The following is a 15,684-nucleotide window of genomic DNA, read 5'->3' as shown; positions in this document are numbered from 1 at the left end:
GATATGGCGACTGATTTAGAGTTTTTGAGATTAAGTGATCGTGCTTATGAAAAAAATTATGCTGGCGAAGAGTTTCTTATTGAACAAGATTTTATGGGTAATAAAAGTGAGTGGGTAGTTCTTAAGTCTCTTTCTGTAGACAGGGATAAGTTTTTATCTGCAGATATTGAAAATAATATAAAAAATGCGTTGAGTTCTGGATTTGATATGACCTCTTACTATAATAAAAATACAAAAGAAATTGTTGTGGCTTTTAGAGGATCAGATGATGTTGAGGATTGGCTATTGGAAAACACAGGCTTATCAGGTCTGTTGGATGGTGAGACAACTGCGCAGGTAAAGTTAGCTTTAGACTTCGTTAATTCTTTTATTGCAGATGTTGTTGATGAAGGCATCGTTAGTAGTGTTAACTTCACTGGGCATTCACTTGGAGGAAAACTTGCACAATACAGCTACACAAGAGCCAAGGAAGGTGAACTACCCAATCTTAGTCCTAGCAAGGTTGGAAGAGCTGTTACATTTAATTCAGCTCCTGCTGTTAAAGGATTGGCACCAGATTCTACGGGATTCGATATCGCCAATTATGTAGTCGAAGGGGAAATATTACAGGCATTCAACAAGTTTGCGCACTTTGGAAGTCGATTTGTTCTCCCATATTCCAGAGAGATTACAGATGCAACAGACCCCATCACTCGGCACTCCTCTGTTGATATTAATGATTTCTGTTTTGAATATTATATGAACAGTGATGGTAATTTCCACCCAAGTTCAGAAGCGGCATGGAAAGAAAAAGGATTTACAATCTTAGGCCGGGAAACAAATGGGAGGGCTTTATCAGAAATATTGAATGGTTCAAAGAATGAGGATCTTATTGTTGGCGGTGGAGGGAATGATATCCTCCAGGGAGATAAGGGATCGGATACCTATAAATTTTTTGCTGGTGATGGACAGGATAAAATAATAGAGACAGCAGATAAAAAAAGCTCAAATGATCACCTAATTATTTACGGCCACTCCCTGGCCAGCACACGAATCACCTTTACCTTTGAAAAGGGCGGAGGGAAATATGCCAGCCGGCGGCTAGTTGTCTTGAATTTTGAGGGTTCCAGTGACAGCATTACCTTGGAATATAACAACGGATTTAATTCCTCAATCGGATGTGTGGAAAAGGTCTCCTTTGCGAACCCGTATACAAATGAGATTACGGCGACGGTACAAATGAAGGCCTTGATGGAAAGTTATTTGGATATCAATCCCGGTATCCGGGGGGATTCCAAGTTGTATACGTTAACGAACGGAGCGACGAAGTTTGTAGATCCGGTCATTCTGGACTTAAACGAAAACAGCAGGGACAACACGATAGGGATGGAGGAAAGCGACGTTTACTTCGACCACAACGGGGATGGGTTTGCGGAGAAGACCGGATGGGTGAATGCAGAGGATGGGTTGCTGGTTCGGGATTTAAACGGGGACGGAGTGATTAACAACGGTTCGGAATTGTTTGGTCAATATACATATTTAGAAGATGGGAGCTTGGCCAAGAGCGGATTTGAAGCACTGCTGGATCTGGATGACAACGGAGACCAGATCATAAATGCACAGGATTCGGGTTTTCATGAGCTAAAGTTGTGGCGGGACATGAATTCGGACGGCATAACGGATGAAGGCGAACTGCAAACATTAAGCGAGCGGAAAATTACGGGGTTTTATCTTAAAGATCACGGCAATCTAAACGACCCGGATGGACAAACGGGCAATATCGAAACCGGGCAGGCAACGTACGGAACCGCAGATGATACAGATTATCCCTATAAACCGTTAATCGAATACCAATTGAAAACGGCACCCTATGATACGGTGGCCAACGAGTGGCTGGAGGAAAGTGAAGAAGTGGCTTCCCTTCCGGACGTAGAGGGCAGTGGTCGGCTGTATTCGTTGCATCAGGCGATGATGCGGGACAGCAGCGGGCAATTAATACATATTGTTCAACAGTTTCAGACATCAATTCTTGTGACAGAGCGGACTGCGCTCATTGACCAGTTGGTTTACACATGGACTGGGGCGGATAAAGTTGACCCGAATAGCCGGGGAGGAATTGTCGATGCCCAGAAGCTGGTGGTCATTGAGAAATACTATGGAGTGCACCAGCCAGGGTATGTCCCTCCGGCAGATACGGCAGATGACATCGTGGAGTACTACACGGATATCCGTGAGCAGGTGTATGCGGCATTAATGGCACAGACTCATCTGGCATCGCTTTATGCAGATATATCGCTGAAATGGGATACAAACCAGTTTGTGATGGATCTGTCAGGAGTAAAACAGCAATTGCAGAGCAAGCTGCAGGCCGGAACAGCAGGCGCCAAGGACCAAGTAGGCGAATTTATTAGGACGGCTAAGCAGCTGTACCAGGCAGAAGCGATCGGACTGAAAGGGTTTGGCGCACACTTTGCTAAGCAAAGCACGGAACTTGCCTGGATCGTGGAATCGAACCTGAAAGTGAATATCTCCGGCACGACCGGTGACGATACCCTGGGTGGGACGGCCAAGGACGAAGCGTTCTCGGGAGGCAGCGGGAATGATGTGCTGCAGGGAAATGGCGGCAATGACGCCTTGTTTGGTGGGAGCGGCAATGATACATACTGGGTCAATCCAAAAGTAGGGAGCATCACGATTTACGAGGAAGATGCGGCGGCAGGAAATATGGATACGATCAAGTTGGAGATATCAATACTGCCAGAGCAGATAGAACTAAGCCGGGTGGAGAACGATCTGCTTATTTCCTGTAACGGAGAAGAAGGAACAGTTACCGTAAGCGGATTTTTCAAGGGAACAAGCCGTCAGGTGGAACGGATCGTATTCGGGAACGGAGTGATCTGGAACTCGGAGTATATTCTCAGCCATGCACTGTATCAACAAAAGGGGACCGGCCGGAGCGAGACGTTTTACGGAAGTGCCGAGGGGGACCAGATCCAGACAGGAGCAGGAGACGATACGGCCTACGGAGGCGGCGGGAATGACCGGATTGACGGTGGAAGGGGCAACGACCATCTAGTAGGAGAAGCGGGAAATGATACTCTGGATGGCGGAACTGACGGTGACTACTTGGCAGGAGGAATCGGGAACGATGTGTACCTGTTTGGCCGTGGATACGGTCAGGATACAATCGTTGAGAACGATGCAGCGGCAGGGAACTATGATCGGTTGTTACTGGATGCCAGCGTAACACCGGGAGAAGTCACGCTCATTAAGAACGGGAATGACCTGGAGGTCCGGATAAACGGAAGTAATGACAGGGTACGAGTGGCAGGTTATTTTGGAAGTACAAGCAGTGTGGTTGAGGCGATTGAGTTTAGGGATGGAACGGTGTGGGGAGTTAGTGAGGTGAGTGCGCGGGCGATTGTACTCAATAACGGAGCGGGATCAGCAGGGATTACGGTTACTGGGACGGAGAAGGGGGATGTGCTTGTTGGCGGAAATGGAAATGATAAAATTTATGGACGGTTTGAAGATGACCAGCTGTTTGGAGAGTCTGGAAACGACCAGTTATACGGCGGTGCAGGCAAGGATGTGCTGGATGGAGGAAGCGGAAACGACTCGCTGTACGGGAACTTGAGTATGGAGGCGTCACATCCGAATGCTGCAGTTTACAGCGGCAGTGATACCTATGTTTTTGGTAAAGGGTACGGGAATGACTGGATCTACGAAGGGGGAGGAAGTACAAGCGACGTAGATATCCTAAGGCTGCTGGTAAATCCGGAAGAGATAGAGGTGCTTCAATCAGGGGAAGAACTATGGTTTCAAATTCGGGAGACGGGCGAAACAGTTACAGTGAACAGATATCTAGCCTCAATGGATAACCAAATTGAACGAATTGAGTTTGCGGACGGAACGGTCTGGGGCCAGTCGGATATTGAAGCGAGAATGACGGTTAAAGGAACGGAGAACGACGACGCCTCGTTGAAAGGCGCACACTATCATGACGACCGGATATATGGGCTAGGGGGAAATGATACCCTATATGGTTATGCGGGGAAAGACTATTTGGAAGGGGGCAGCGGGAACGACACTTTAATTGGAGGTAATGGGGAAGACCAACTGCTCGGTGGATCAGGAGAAGATCGACTGTACGGCGATGGGTATAGCGATGCGGGAGATGACCAGCTGTTTGGAGAGTCTGGAAACGACCAGTTATACGGCGGTGCAGGCAAGGATGTGCTGGATGGAGGAAGCGGAAACGACTCGCTGTACGGGAACTTGAGTATGGAGGCGTCACATCCGAATGCTGCAGTTTACAGCGGCAGTGATACCTATGTTTTTGGTAAAGGGTACGGGAATGACTGGATTTATGAAGGAGGGGGCAGTGTGGACGATGTAGACACCCTACTACTTCAAGTTAATCCTGATGAAGTGATGTTTTTTAAAAATGGTAATGATCTTATATTAAAAGTTCACAATACAACAGACCAAATTACAGTTTCTAATTGGTACTTAAAATCTTCATACCAATTAGAGCTTTTTAAAAGTGAAGACGGTTATCATTTGAGAAACAACCAAGTAGATCTATTAGTACAAGCGATGTCGGCTTTCTCTATATCAAATGATATCAGTTGGTCTGAAGCTATAACCAGTCAAAATAGAGAAGCGACTTCAATCATCGCTCAATTTTGGACGAAAGACGTGTAACTATGCTATAGCGGATCGGAGATGCACAAAGAAGCTGGGGATCCACGCAGCTACGCTTCGCAGATAGAGTAGAGAGCGTTGGTGAAGCTGAATCATGAGTTTTATAAGGCGAAGCAGTGAGCGTATAGGGTCTGTCTTTTGACAGGCTCTTTTTTTGTCGAAATTGAAACTCTTAGTTCAAAAGAATTATGTAAAAAGTAGCATTATCGTGTAAAACATTTGAGAATTGATGTTATAATTTGGATAAATATAATCCTATTTAACTTAATTTGGAGGGGTAAAGGTGGCTCGTAGTTTTGGAAGTACAGTTAATAAAATGATTAAAGAGGCTGCAAAAGCGCAACGTGCAGCTGAAAGATCAAGGAATGCTGCTATTCGTGAACAGGAAAGACATTTAAGGCTGCAGCGACAATATGAACGCGAGACTGAACGAGCTATCAAACAGTCCATCCGTGAGCAAAAGGCATATGAGAAAGAACAAAAGGCGCTATACATAGAAGGCCGTAATGAAGAGACGAATGATTTAAATGCTGAGGTGCTTTACCGGCTGAACGAATTCAAATCAATTATAGGTGAAACGCTCAGTGTGGATGACAAGATTTCTTTCGAATCACTTTATAAGAAGGATGAATATCCTGAGTTCGTGGAGCCGTACGTTAAGCCTCTCCCAAATAATCCTATACCCGTTAGAGAAAACTTCTTTGCAGGAGTTGCTATGGAAGCCTCTTTCATGGAGAAGGTCATTGGTCTCGGAAAAAAAGCGCGTCTAAAATCGATCGAAGCAGCGGAGCAAGCATATGACTATGCCCTTCGCAATTATGAGTCCGCTCAAAATAAAATAAATGAATTGATTAAAGAAAATGAGATATTCCTCCACTCTGCAAGAGCAGAATATGACGAGGCCAAGCGTTTATATTTAGAGGGAATTACATCTCATAATAACTCGATTAATAATTTTAAAACTAGCTACTTCAATAAAGATAAAGAAGCCATAGAAGCGTATAACACTCTGGTTTTGGAACGTTCAAATTACAGTGACATTTTTCCGCAGACCTTTGATTTATTTTATTTGGAAGAGAGCAAAGAATTACTAGTAGAGTATGAATTGCCGGATGTGACGGCTGTACCTAAGGATAAGGAGTATAAGTATACACAAAGCCGTGATGAGATTAAAGGGGTTCCTTATAAGCCCAAGGAAGTGAATGAAATATACTCTATACTTGTGGCTTCAATAGCACTCCGTACACTTCATGAGCTTTTTGAAGCAGACCAAGGCAACCATTTGGATTCTATCGTGTTTAATGGGGTGGTATCCACGGTGGACTTAAGTACGGGGCTCGATATTCGGCCCTGCATTATAACCATTCAGACCCGGAAAGAAGAATTCATGAAATTTGATCTTGCCAGAGTGGATATTCTTGCCTGTGTAAAAGGCCTTAAAGCCCAACTTTCCCCGTCAGTCACTGAACTCACTCCTGTCAAACCAATTGTTGATTTGGTCATGTACGATAAACGATTTGTTAATGAAAGGGACATGATTTCTGCTCTTGATACCCGAACCAATCTTTTGGAGATGGACCCGTTTGATTTTGAACATCTGGTATGTAACTTGTTCTCCAAAATTGGTCTTGAATCGAAGCTGACACGCTCTAGCCGAGATGGTGGGGTGGATGTCATTGCATTTGATCCGCGCCCTGTATTTGGTGGGAAATATGTGATTCAAGCCAAAAGATATAAGAATACTGTAGAGGTAGCTGCAGTCCGCGACTTATACGGTACCATGATGAACGAGAATGCCTCAAAGGGAATTTTGGTGACCACCTCAACATATGGCCCTGATGCCAGAAGCTTTGCTAAGGACAAGCCCATTGAGTTAATCGATGGTAGGGTGCTCTTGCATATGTTAGAGGAGCAGGGGGTTCAAGCGAAGATACAGTTGTGAGATTAGACTTCCGACCTAAATAACTGAATTTACTAGGCTGATTGGTGTGATGAACATGCCATTGCACAGCGATGACGCTTCAATCTCTGCTAAGTTTTAAGTGCATATTTAATCACTAGCATCCTTAAGGTGAAAAGAATATTGGGATTATACATGATTTGGAAGGATTCAGAAAGTGTATGTCAAAAATTTTGTGTGAAATTCTTATCTCGGATATATGTTCAGAATGAAAGGTACTGATGCTTAGTGAAAGAAAACATTGAAATATTGCCAGCGATTATAACAGTTGTAGGTACAATAATAGTTTGGATAAGGCTATTCATCAGAACAACAAATAAAACTATTGTTGATATGGTTATAGAACCCAGGAACGTGTCCATGTGGGACAAGTTTATAGAAGTGGTTCTCCTATCTTCTTTGCTTGTGCTGTTCTTATTAATTCCTATTATAGTTCCTGATTATAGTCCTGCCATTTTGAATATTTTGATGATTGTTGACCTGGTGCTATTTTTTGTTAGTTCCGTAGTAATCGTGATTTTTTGGTTTTTATCATTGTTTAAGCGTGTGAAGGGGAGGATTTTGTCTTTCACCGTTGTTTCACATTATTTATTAGTTTTTTTAATGCCCTTTATTTTATTGTTGTTGAATAGGGAACATGTATTAAGGGAAGTTAAAGAGAATTATTTGTATGCTTTATTTGCCTTTTTTGGATTAGTCGTTTTTCATAGTATGCTAATTTCTTTTTATCCTGCGGTGCTTAGATATTTCAATAAGCCTGAAATAAAAAAGTATCGGCTTGAACGAATACATCAGCCATCTGATATTCTTGGAAATTTATTCTTACTGTACATGTTAGACAACGAAAGGCATGTATTAAGCGAGAATTCGAACTTAAATAAAATTGGAAATGGACCATTCTATATCTACTTTCCTAAAGAGAATGCGCTAATTAAGTATTTTAAATAAGCCAAATTTATTTGATGAGAATTGGAAACAGAAGTATATATCAAAACAAGTGAATAGTTCAATACATGAAAAAGGACAAGAATTGTCTGTATGAAATCTTATACCCTTTACACATTGATAACTGTCAAATATGTAGTGAAGCAAAAAAATATTGGGAGTAAGTCTTGGACAATCAGGTTACGTAGGACGGAGATACTATAGATGGCGAATAAAATTATACCCACAGGCAAAGACCCTGTTGTAAATTCGTGACTCTATAAATTAGGACAGGAACGTGCAGAACAGTGGCTGATTGATCGTGGCGCACAGACGACTCGGGATGATTATAAGCAAATCCATTTCGTACATGGTGATAATGATGAATCAATAAAGATCACTGTTCGATGGCATTATGAAGGAGTAGATAAAACGACTGATGGATTGGATCTACGGTTAATGCTTCCCAGAATCTCCCATCGAAAGTAAGCCATGTTTTATTAGTTATAACATACTACGATATGAAGGAGTATCTTTCTAAATATTGCTCTTCACCTTTATTCCGAGAGCATTGGCTGACAGACAGCACGTGGTGGCTTATAGAGAGTTAAAAAAGGATTTTATTTATGAACTACTCTGTCCGTCAGCGTGCAAACCCGGGTTGTCCGGCGGAATAACGTCTTTACGGTCCGCTAGTTTTCCGAAATCTTGCTTTTATAGTCTGCAGCTCGTCCCGCGACATCCGCTAATCATCAATCAGCATAAAAAGGTGACCTCCCAAAGCGGCTCTCTGTTCGAGAGTCCTTTGAAAGGTCACCTTTGTGGTTTATGGGAAGCAATGTCCAAGAGACTTCCGCCTTAACAGGCTGTAGAAGTGTCAAGCAAGCAACCCTTACAGCGCGAGGTTCCGGTCAATCAGTTCAATCCGCTGCTGCACGCTGGCATAAGAACGGAGCAGATCCGCCGGAGTGTTCATCACGTAATCCAGCATCTGGTCGACGGTGGTGGTGGCCACATGGATACGTGTGTCCGAGGAAGCATAATAAATATAGATTTCGCCGTTGTCCAGCGCGATGGCGCCGTTGCAGAATACCACGTTCGAGACGTCACCCACGCGCTCTTCACCGTCCGGAGCGATGAAATGGCCGCCCGGTGCGTAAGTCACCTTGTCCGGCTCAGCCAGGTCCGAAAGAAAGGCATACAGCACGTAACGCAGTCCCGCTGCCGTATTGCGTACGCCATGGGCGATATGCAGCCAGCCTTTCGGCGTCTTAATCGGCGCGGGGCCCTGTCCGTTCTTCACCTCTTTGATGGTGTGGTAATAGCGCTGATCCATAATGGACTCGCTGGTAATCACCGCATTCTCCATCGAATCGGCGAGACCCCAGCCGATGCCGCCGCCGGAGCCGGCGTCGATGAAGCCGTCCTGTGGACGGGTGTAGAAGGCGTACTTGCCGCCGACGAATTCCGGATGCAGCACTACGTTGCGCTGCTGCGCGGAGCCGGTCTTCAGGTCAGCCAGGCGCTCCCAGGTCTTGAGGTCTCTTGTGCGGGCGATGCCGCACTGGGCCACGGCGCTGGAGAGGTCGCCGTGCGGCGCATCGGGGTCTTTGCGCTCGGTGCAGAACAGGCCGTAGATCCAGCCGTCCTCATGCTTGGTAAGACGCATGTCATAGACGTTGGTATCCGGCTCTTCGGTCTCCGGCATCACCACCGGATGATCCCAGAAGCGGAAGCCGTCGATGCCGCTGTCGCTCTCGGCGACGGCGAAGAACGATTTGCGGTCATTGCCCTCGACGCGGGCGACCAGATAGAATTTGCCGTCCAGCTCAATGGCACCCGGGTTGAATACGCCGTTCACCCCGATGCGCTCGGCGAAGAAGGGGTTGGTCTCAGGGTTGAAATCGTACCGCCATACAAGCGGGGCGTGCTCTGCGGTAAGCAGCGGATATTTATAGCGGTCATACGTGCCGTTGCCGTAAGGCTGCTTCTCGTTCTTGCGGGTAATCAGCGCCTCGTAGCGCTCGGTCAGCTGTGCTTTGCGATCTTCAAAGATACTCATACATGGGACTCCTTTGCGGTTGAATTCAGGCGGGCAATCAGCTCAAAGCAGGCCCGGCTGTTATGATAAGGGCATTTCCAGGCGCTGATCTTCGGTTCATGCGCCAGCGGCTTCAGGTCCTTGTCGACACCCCAGAACCATTCGCCGTGTTCCGGGTCGGCAAGGTGATTACGGATGAAGCTCCAGGCAGCCTGCGAGGCCTCCAGATACTTCGCTTCCCCCGTTAACTGATAAGCGTTGTAGAATCCGACTACGGCTTCGGCCTGCGGCCACCAGTCTTTATTCTCACTGGCCAGGCCGTGCGGCTCCGCTTCGTTCCAGATTCCGCCGTCCGGGGCGACGCCTTCATTCAGCACAGCTTCCGCCATGGATATCGCTACCTGGCGTACACGCTGCAGCACGGCTTCGTCGCTCAGCACTTCGGCGGCTTCGAACAGCAGCCAGCTGCCTTCAATGTCATGCCCGAAGGAGACGGTCTCCGATTTCACATTCCAGGCTTCATCCAGGAACAGATGGAAATGCTGGCCCTTGGCATCCACAATATGATCGATCATCGTTCCGATCAGCTCGGCCAGCTTGGCGCGCAGCTCTTCCGCTTTCCAGACGCGGTAAAGGCCGGTGTACGCTTCCAGTACATGAAGATGCGTGTTCATCGATTTCTTCTCATTCATGTCCTTGGCGCTGAGCGACAGCTCTTCGGTAGGCTGCCAATCTCTCGCCAGCGCTTCAACATAGCCTGTATACTCTGGATCATATCCGTGCTTCTCCAGCAGGTGGAATAAAGCGACGGCTTCATCCAGCGCTTCCTTGTTACCGGTGGCATGATAGTACTCTGCCAGAGCGTAGATCACGAAGGATTGGCCATAGACCTGCTTCTTCAATTGGGCGGGAGCGCCGAGGGCATCAACCATCCAATAGAAGCCGCCGTATTCCCGGTCCTTGAACGACGTCATTAAATAAGCGCGGGCGCGTTCAGCCATCTCCAAATATTCGGAGCCGCCGTACATGCGGTAAGCGCTCGCAAAGCTCCACAGGATCCGTGCGTTCAGTACAAGGCTCTTGTCAGCCTGCGGATTAACCTGCATGTTGTTGTCAATCTCGCCGAGGAAGCCGCCGTGGACTTCGTCCAGCGTATGCTTCTGCCAGAAGCCCAGAATGTTGTCCTTGAGCTCGGCTTCCAGCTCCTTCAGCCATTGTTCGGAGGTAAATGTCATAGAATAAGTTCGCTCCTTAACTTGTGATTAGACACCGGTATGGGCCAGATAAAAGCTCTTGATGAGCGGGGCGGAGACTTTGCCGTACATGCAATAGTCATCATTGCCTGCCGCTGTCTCCAGCGGATACAGAGCAGCCGGCCAGTCCCAGAGCATGAACCCGCGTACCCATTCCCGGCGGCTGCAGCTTTCAAGCATTGCCCGGTAGAATTTCGCCTGCTCTTCTTCACTGGGCTCTCCCGGAAGGGACCAGTCGTTCGGAATGGCGGCGCTTCCGCTGCGGCTTGGACAGCCTGCTTCCATAAAGAAGAACGGTTTGCCTGCCGCCTGAACAGCCTCGCTGATTCTCCCGAGCTGATTCTCCCAGTCTTCAGCCGGATAATAGCCGCTGGAGGAGATGACATCGACGGCATCCCACCAGGTCACATTGTCCTCCTGGTACTTGTCGCAGTTGTACGTGATGATGCCGGAGTAAACCTTGCGCACCTCGGCAATGAGCGTCCGCCATTCCTCGGCACGGCGGTCTGTCTGTACCAGCTCGCAGCCGACGCAGAACATCTGGCAGCCGGTCTCCTCGGCCATCCGGGCATAATGCAGAATGAAGGCGGTATAGGAGCGGAACCAGTCACTCCATTTCGGTTCACAGGGTACATCCTTGTCGAAGAAGTTGATATGCGCCCGCCAGGTGCCGTCTGCGCAATTGACGATAGGCTTCAAGCAAACCTTCAGCCCAAGTGATTGGGCTTTGCCGATGGCCCAGCGTACTTCTTCATCGGTTACCGTCGGGTGCTCCTTATAGACAATATCGGTAGCTTGCGGATGTGCCTGCAACGCGCAGAAGGCAATGGCGGTCCAGTTCGCTCCGGTCGTCGTCTGCATAAGCTCCATGGAGCGTTCGGCGTCCGGAGTGGCCCAGGTACCGCGGATGCCGGGGTAACCCCAGGTAACGCCCCCGACATAGTCGTTGCGCAATGTCATGTAGAAACCTCGCTTTAATGAAATAATTAGGATAAAGGAAGAAATCAGTTATCAAATTGTTATAATGTTATTATAATTTTGTTATTAAATAATAACAATATACAACTTATTTATAACCCTTTTTGACTGCGATTTCAAGGGTAAACCTCGCAAAGTAAACTGAAAACCAGAAAAGAGCAATACAGTACATTTTCTATTTGGCAAGCGGGGCTTATAATTGAAATGATAGCGCAAACATACAACAAATATGCCAGCTGGAGGCGATGAAGTGATCAAGGTCATGATCGCGGACGATGAAGAGGTGATTCGCCGCGGACTGGAGAAAATAACAACCAGAATGGATTTGCAGGTTCAGGTGATCGGCTCCTACGGTAACGGACTGGAGGCTTGGAATCATCTGCAAACACTGACTCCGGAGGATATCGACCTTCTGATTACGGATATCAAGATGCCCCGTATGGACGGCTTCATGCTGATCGAGGCGACCAGAGACCGGATGAAGCAGCTGCCGATTGCCGTGCTGAGCGGCTTCAGCGAGTTCGAGTATGCACGGCGGGCCATGCGTCACGGCGTGCTTGATTATCTGCTGAAGCCGATCGAAAAGGCGCAATTATATGATTTGCTCAGAAGGGTGGAAGAAGGCAGGGACCTGCAGAACGCCGGGCCGGAGCAGGGACAACGGCCTCAGCCTCATGCCGAAGGCGGCGAGCACTATGTGGTGGAGCAGACCAAGGCTATTCTGGAGAAGGAGTACGGGCATAACTTCGAGCTGGAGAAGCTGGCCGAGACTGTGGGAATGAACGCCAGCTACATCAGCCGTCTGTTCAAATACAAGACGGGACAGACCATTACGGACTATCTGATTGGTATCCGTATTGCCAAAGCAAAGGAGCTGCTGACAAGCCGTCCCGATCTCAAGAACTATGAAATCGCCGAGATGGTCGGATACAGCGACCCGGTCTATTTCAACAAGCTGTTCAAGAAGATGTGCGGCGTCACGCCGAAGGACTACAAGAGCGGTTGCCGGGCGCCAAGACAGGAATTCTGATGCGGTATAAACTGGATTTCAGAGCCGGCTTCCGTTTGATGAAGTATATATATTAATAGGAAGTTCATTTAAATTCAGGAAAGAGGGCGCAGCCTTCTTTTCTGTTTTTTGTATCCATTAACATAACTAATCAATAATATATAAAAACAAAAATAACAAATTGAAGACCAGAAAAAGCAATAGAGACCATCGTTTTCAGCCAAAAAACGAGATATAATAGCAAATGTAAGCGATATCAACATTCTTTTCACGGAAAAGTGACAAAAGTCTACAGAAGAGATGTTATGATTCCGGGAATAAGAAAACTAACTGTTAGTATTAATGTTATTGTATTAAATTGAAGAGAGGGGTCAACAAAGCAATGAAAAAAAGCAAAGTAATGACAGGACTCATGGCAACGGCGCTGCTGGCGACAATGTTCACCGGATGTTCCTCGAACAACAACGGCAACAATGAAGCAGCCACAAATAATGCCGGCAATAAGGGGAGCAATACTGCTGCCACTGCAGCTCCTGAGGGCGAACCGGCAAAGGAAATCAAGGGCGAAATTACTGTTATTACGCAGCGCACGGATATTGTGGACACCGTATTCCAGGATTATGCCAAGCAGTTTAACGAGAAATATCCGGATGTCAAAGTGAACTTCGAGGCTCTTTCCAGCTATGAAGACCAGATCAAGATCCGCATGAGCACTGAAGACTACGGCGATGTACTGCTTCTGCCGACCAGCATTGCAATCAAGGATCTGCCGGACTTCTTCGAGCCGCTGGGCCAGCTGTCCGAGATGGAGAAGACTTACACAAGTCTCGAAGAACGTGCGGTGGATGGAGTGGCTTACGGGATTCCGATTACCGTCAACTATTCCGGTGTGATCTATAACAAGCAAGTCTTTAAGGATGCAGGAATCACTGAAGTACCGACAACGATTGATGATTTCATGACTGCGCTCCAGGCCATCAAGGACAAGACCGACGCGGTTCCGCTTTACACGAACTATGCCGCAGGCTGGACACTGACCCAGTGGGAGGCCGTACTGGCGACTGTAGCCGGTAACCGTGATTACGTCAACATCGAGCAGGTAGCCTCCGACGACAACTTCGTAGCCGGCAAGCCGCATTACGATCTGTATAAAGTAATGTACGATGCCGCCAAGAACGGTCTGATTGAAGAAGACCCGACGACGACTGACTGGGAATCCTCCAAAGCGGACCTGGCCAACGGCAAAATCGGCACGATGGTGCTGGGCTCCTGGGCAATCGGACAGATCAAGGGAGTGGCAACCAACCCGGATGACGTAGGCTTCATGCCGTTCCCGACGAATGCCAGCAATGTGTTTGTACCGCTGGCTGCCGACTACAACCTCGGTGTAAGCAAACACAGCAAGAACAAGGAAGCGGCCAGAGCATGGGTAGACTGGTTCATCAACGAATCCAGCTATCCGACCGTTGAAGGCGGCGGCATGAGTCCGGTGAAGGGCGCCGAGCTGCCGGAAATCCTGAAGCAATTCGAAGGCACGAACGTGACGTTTGACACCCTGGCAGCAGCCAAAGCCGGTGAAGAAGGCTGGGTGGACTCCATCGACAAGGAAGCTGAAATCGGTCTCTGGCAGCCTGACTTCAAGAAGGTCATCATTGAAGCGGCTATCGGCAACCGCAAGGAATCCTATGACGATATCATGAAAGACCTGAACGACAAATGGAAAGAAGCGCGGGCCAAGGTGACTTCCGGGCAGTAAGCTCCAGCCTGTAAGCTCCGGACATTAACCTGCCGGACAGGCGGCTGTGCGACAAACTATACTTTTCCGCAAGGCGTGAAGACAGATGTACAGAACGGGAAGCTGCCGGACGGCGGTTTCCCCTTCACTTTTGCGGGTGACGGATGATCCGTTTATGGAAAGGAAAGCAATGCGTTCTTAGGAGGGGTGGAGAGTGCCCAAATTGTCCAACTTGAGCTACAAAAATCAGCGGATTCTGATCATTATCCTGTTTTCATTGGTACCGGTAGCGCTGCTGCTGACGTTCTCATATTTACCGGTATTCAAAATGTTCCAGTACAGCTTCACCAGCTGGGACGGTCTCAGCAAGGATATGGAGTATGTCGGCTTTGAGAACTACAAGACCATCTTCTCCAAGCCGGAATACTTCGCCGTATTCAAAGTCAGCCTGTACTATTTCTTCGCCACCTTTGTCCAAATGGGCCTGGCCCTCTATTTCGCTACCATCCTCAGCTTTAATGTCCGGGCAAAGAACTGGTTTAAAGGCATTTTGTTCTTCCCGACTCTGCTCAACGGGGTGGCAATCGGTTTTATTTTTCTGTTCTTCTTTAAGCCGGAAGGGACGCTGAATACGATTCTGGACCTGCTCGGGCTTGGGGCGCTGCAGCAGAAATGGCTGCTCAACCCGAACCTGATCAATATTTCTCTGGCCACCGCCTCCGTGTGGAGATACATGGGGATGAACTTTATTATCTTCCTCGGAGCCATCTCCTCTATCGGCAGCGACATCTATGAGGCTTCGGAGATTGACGGTGCGAACCGCTGGCATCAATTCCTGCACATTATCATTCCAAGCATCAAGCGTATTTTACAGCTCAACCTGATCCTGGCGATCAGCGGAGCGATCGGTGTCTTCGAAATTCCGTACGTCATGACCGGCGGGTCCAATGGCAGCGGCACGTTTGTCATCCAGACCGTCGATGTGGCCTTCAAATACAGCAAGCTGGGCCTGGCCTCCGCTATGGCCGTCGTGCTTCTGATCATCGTTATCCTGGTCACCATTCTGCAGCGCGTTCTGATCAAGGAGGAGAAATAAGC

The 15,684-nt window shown here is 47.8% G+C and carries 9 protein-coding genes; 6 read left to right on the top strand and 3 right to left on the bottom strand.

Annotated features, from left to right (window positions below; all coding sequences use genetic code 11):
* The first annotated feature begins 3 nt into the window (after positions 1-3).
* The 3 genes from F1379_RS23510 (at position 4) to F1379_RS23500 (ending at position 7,594) form a co-directional block, all read left to right on the top strand.
* Positions 4-4,686, top strand: a complete 4,683-nt coding sequence (locus tag F1379_RS23510) for a calcium-binding protein (RefSeq protein WP_150274585.1) — start codon at positions 4-6, stop codon at positions 4,684-4,686.
* Positions 4,687-4,969: 283 nt separating this feature from the next.
* A complete protein-coding gene (locus tag F1379_RS23505; protein WP_150274583.1) occupies positions 4,970-6,628 on the top strand; it encodes a restriction endonuclease in 1,659 nt (552 codons plus the stop codon).
* A 246-nt stretch (positions 6,629-6,874) separates the two neighbouring features.
* Positions 6,875-7,594, top strand: a complete 720-nt coding sequence (locus tag F1379_RS23500) for a hypothetical protein (protein ID WP_150274581.1) — start codon at positions 6,875-6,877, stop codon at positions 7,592-7,594.
* Positions 7,595-8,462: 868 nt separating this feature from the next.
* Here the strand turns inward: F1379_RS23500 and F1379_RS23495 are convergent.
* Genes F1379_RS23495 through F1379_RS23485 form a run of 3 tightly spaced genes read right to left on the bottom strand, consistent with a single transcriptional unit; the run spans position 8,463 to position 11,824 of the window.
* Positions 8,463-9,632 carry a glycoside hydrolase family 130 protein gene (locus F1379_RS23495; protein WP_150274578.1) on the bottom strand — a complete coding sequence of 390 codons (1,170 nt, stop codon included), beginning with the start codon at positions 9,630-9,632 and terminating at the stop codon, positions 8,463-8,465.
* A complete protein-coding gene (locus F1379_RS23490; protein WP_150274576.1) occupies positions 9,629-10,846 on the bottom strand; it encodes an AGE family epimerase/isomerase in 1,218 nt (405 codons plus the stop codon). The genes F1379_RS23495 and F1379_RS23490 overlap by 4 nt, the downstream gene beginning before the upstream one ends.
* Before the next feature lie 27 nt (positions 10,847-10,873).
* A complete protein-coding gene (locus tag F1379_RS23485; protein ID WP_150274574.1) occupies positions 10,874-11,824 on the bottom strand; it encodes a glycoside hydrolase family 113 in 951 nt (316 codons plus the stop codon).
* A gap of 268 nt (positions 11,825-12,092) precedes the next feature.
* Between F1379_RS23485 and F1379_RS23480 the strand changes: the two genes are divergently transcribed.
* From F1379_RS23480 to F1379_RS23470, 3 genes are all read left to right on the top strand, one after another.
* Complete coding sequence (locus F1379_RS23480; protein WP_150274572.1) at positions 12,093-12,872, top strand: response regulator transcription factor; 780 nt, start codon at positions 12,093-12,095, stop codon at positions 12,870-12,872.
* Positions 12,873-13,233: 361 nt separating this feature from the next.
* Positions 13,234-14,607, top strand: a complete 1,374-nt coding sequence (locus tag F1379_RS23475; protein ID WP_150274570.1) for an ABC transporter substrate-binding protein — start codon at positions 13,234-13,236, stop codon at positions 14,605-14,607.
* Positions 14,608-14,800: 193 nt separating this feature from the next.
* On the top strand, positions 14,801-15,682 hold the full coding sequence (locus F1379_RS23470) for a carbohydrate ABC transporter permease (protein ID WP_150274568.1): 882 nt from the start codon (positions 14,801-14,803) through the stop codon (positions 15,680-15,682).
* The last annotated feature ends 2 nt before the right edge of the window (positions 15,683-15,684 follow it).

The organism is Paenibacillus tepidiphilus (assembly GCF_008635795.1).
Taxonomy (GTDB): Bacteria; Bacillota; Bacilli; order Paenibacillales; family Paenibacillaceae; genus Paenibacillus_AQ; species Paenibacillus_AQ tepidiphilus.
The sequence above is the reverse complement of the archived record's forward strand: the minus strand, read 5'-3'. Positions and strand labels throughout refer to the sequence as shown.